Below are 2,601 nucleotides of genomic sequence, written 5' to 3' on the forward strand. Positions count from 1 at the left end.
ACTCGAACCTCCACGGTGTTGCCACCGCTAGGACCTGAACCTAGTGCGTCTACCAATTCCGCCACCTGGGCACGTTTTGCAGTAGCTGCTTGCTGCAAAGAAGCGAGATTATAGCGCCCCAATTATCCGTGTCAACACTTTTTTGCAACGCGCCGCGAACCGGCCGTCGCCGCGCAGGGGCGCGGCATTCGTGTCATCGGACGACACAGCGCGGGTGATAGAATGATCCGCCGCCGTCACTATAGAACTGTCTGACGGACACTTCTATGTTGATGCCGTGCACCATCAGACAACGCAACGAGAACAATCATCGACAAACCCTTGAGCAAATATCCGTACCCCATTCCGAGCCGTGAAGAGATTCTCGGCGTGCTGCGTACGAGCGACGCGCCGCTGGCCGCCAACGACATCGCCGAAGCCCTGTCGATCAAGCGTCAGGAGCGCGAAGGGTTCTTCCGGCGCGTCGCCGCGATGGAGCGCGACGGCCAGATCCGCCTCGACAAGCGCGGGCATTACCAGCTCACCCATCCGTCGAACTTCGTCGCCGGTCGCGTGCAGGGCCATCGCGACGGCTACGGCTTCGTGATCCGCGACGACGGCCAGGATGACCTGTTCCTGCCGAACGGCGAGATGCAGAAGGTGATGCACAACGACCGCGTGCTGGCGCGGATCGTCGGCTACGACCGCCGCGGCCGCCCCGAAGGGCATGTCGTCGAGGTGACCGAGCGCGCGAACAAGCGCGTGATCGGCCGCCTGCTCAACGAGAACGGCGCGCTGATCGTCGCGCCCGAAGACAAGCGCATCGGCCACGACATCCTGATCACGCAGAACGTGAAGAAGGCGAAGGTCGGGCAGGTCGTCGTCGTCGAGCTGACCGATTTCCCGAGCCGCCATTCGCAGCCGCTCGGCCGCGTCGTCGAGGTGCTCGGCGACATCGACGATCCGGGCATGGAGATCGAGATCGCGGTGCGCAAGTACGGCGTGCCGCACGAGTTCAGCCAGCCGGCGCTCGACGATGCCGCCGCGCTGCCGGACAAGGTGCGCCCGACCGACCTGCGCTTCCGCGTCGACCTGCGCGACGTGCCGCTCGTGACGATCGACGGCGAGGACGCGCGCGACTTCGACGATGCGGTCTACTGCGAGCCGGTCAAGGTCGGCCGCGGCGACGGCTTCCGGCTGATCGTCGCGATCGCCGACGTGTCGCACTACGTGCAGCCGGGCAGCGGGCTCGACGCCGACGCGCTCGAGCGCAGCACGTCGGTCTATTTCCCGCGCCGCGTGATCCCGATGCTGCCGGAGAAACTGTCGAACGGCCTGTGCTCGCTGAATCCGCAGGTCGACCGCTGCGTGCTCGCGTGCGACATCGTGATCACGTCGCGCGGCGAGATCAAGGCGTACCAGTTCTATCCGGCCGTCATCCATTCGGCCGCGCGTCTGACCTATACGGAAGTCGCGGCGGTGCTGGCGAACACGAAAGGGCCGGAGGCCGCACGCCGGGCGGAGCTGCTGCCGCACCTGCAGAACCTGTACGGCGTCTACAAGGCGCTGTTCGCCGCGCGCCAGAAGCGCGGCGCGATCGACTTCGACACGACCGAGACGTATATCGTCTGCAACGCGCAGGGCAAGATCGAGCAGATCGTGCCGCGCCAGCGCAACGACGCGCACAAGCTGATCGAGGAGTGCATGCTGGCGGCGAACGTCTGCGCGGCCGACTTCCTGAAGCGCAACAAGCATCCGGGCCTGTACCGCGTGCATGCGGGGCCGACGCCCGAGAAGCTCGAGAACCTGCGCGCGTTCCTGCGCGGCATGGGGCTCACGCTCGGCGGCGGCGACAAGCCGCATGCGAGCGACTACGCCGCGCTGATGGCGCAGATCCGCGACCGGCCCGACGCGCAGATGCTGCAGCCGATGCTGCTGCGCTCGATGCAGCAGGCCGTGTACAGCCCGGACAACATCGGCCACTTCGGTCTCGCCTACGAAGCCTATGCGCACTTCACGAGCCCGATCCGCCGCTATCCGGACCTGCTCACGCACCGCGCGATCTACGCGATCCTGTCGGGCAAGAAGTATGTGCCGAAGGCGCCGGACGGCTTCGAGCTGAACACCGCGCTGTCGCCGCGCGCACGCGCGATGCAGCAGGCCGACGACGAGGCGCGCAGCCGCACGCGCACCAACACCGCGATCTGGGAAGAGCTCGGCCTGCACTGCTCGGCGAACGAGCGGCGCGCGGACGAGGCGTCGCGCGACGTCGAGGCCTGGCTCAAGTGCTACTTCATGCGTGACAAGCTCGGCGAGGAATACGGCGGGATGGTGAACGGCGTCACGTCGTTCGGCATCTTCGTGCAGCTCGACACGTTGTTCATCGAAGGGCTCGTGCACGTCACGGAGCTCGGCTCGGACTACTTCCAGTACGACGAGATCAAGAACGAACTGCGCGGCGAGCGCACCGGCATCCGCTATCGCCTGTCGGACCGTGTCCGCGTGCAGGTGAGCCGCGTCGATCTCGATGCGCGCAAGATCGACTTTCGCCTCGTGCGCGACACGCCGGTGAAGGCGCCGCGTCCGCCGGCCGCGCCCGCCGCAGCCGGCGCCGAGCGCGGC

The 2,601-nt window shown here is 66.7% G+C and carries 1 protein-coding gene; it reads left to right on the forward strand.

The window, feature by feature from the left end; genetic code table 11:
• Window positions 1–321 precede the first annotated feature (321 nt).
• The coding region (gene rnr, locus BST28156_RS34340; RefSeq protein WP_174904562.1) for a ribonuclease R at window positions 322–2,601 on the forward strand (2,280 nt) is incomplete at its 3' end.

The sequence above is a fragment of the Burkholderia pseudomultivorans genome (genome assembly GCF_902499075.1).
Classification (GTDB): domain Bacteria; phylum Pseudomonadota; class Gammaproteobacteria; order Burkholderiales; family Burkholderiaceae; genus Burkholderia; species Burkholderia pseudomultivorans.